Genomic DNA, 764 nt, shown 5'->3' with positions numbered 1-764 from the left:
TTTTGTGACTTTAAGTCCGTTTCGCTCCGAAGGTGCGAAACAAATAAACCACCCGCTATGCGGGTGCGCATCGAAGGTTATACCGTCATAACAAAAACACTCCAAACGAGTTACAATATGGGTGTTCAAGCCAATTGTAAAACGAAAGGAGTTAAGACTATGGCGCAAAAAGCTCACAGTTTATCACATACAAAATGGATGTGTAAGTACCACATTGTATTTACACCTAAGTATAGACGAAAAATAATCTATAATCAATATAGGAGTAGTCTGGGAGAGATTTTTCATAGACTATGCCAATATAAAGGCGTTGAAATAATAGAAGGCCACTTAATGCCAGATCATGTTCATGCTAGTAAGTATACCACCACGAATGAGTGTAGCTAGTTTTATGGGATATTTAAAAGGTAAAAGTGCCTTAATGATGTTTGATAAACACGCCAATTTAAAATATAAATTTGGGAACAGACATTTTTGGCAGAAGGATATTATGTAAGTACGGTAGGACTAAATGAAGCCACAATTAAGAAATATATCCAGGAACAAGAGAAGCATGATATCGCTTTGGACAAATTAAGCGTTAAAGAATATGAAAATCCCTTTAGGGATAATGGTAAGTAATGCGAATGCCTCTTTGAGAGGCTTGTGACGAGTCAAAAGCAATAAGGCTTGAACAAAGTGAAAGCCAGCGTCTTTAGGCGCTGGCTGGTAATATGGGCTTATAGCCCTTGATCAAACCACCCGTTAGACGGGTGGTTATGATT

The 764-nt window shown here is 38.0% G+C and carries 1 pseudogene; it reads left to right on the top strand.

Annotated features, from left to right (window positions below):
- Nucleotides 1-159 precede the first annotated feature (159 nt).
- Nucleotides 160-621: pseudogene (gene tnpA / locus HMPREF2571_RS00695) on the top strand (IS200/IS605 family transposase).
- Nucleotides 622-764: the final 143 nt, after the last annotated feature.

The organism is Streptococcus sp. HMSC068F04 (assembly GCF_001837455.1).
GTDB classification, from domain to species: domain Bacteria; phylum Bacillota; class Bacilli; order Lactobacillales; family Streptococcaceae; genus Streptococcus; species Streptococcus salivarius_D.
This window is presented reverse-complemented; position numbering and strand designations above follow the sequence as displayed.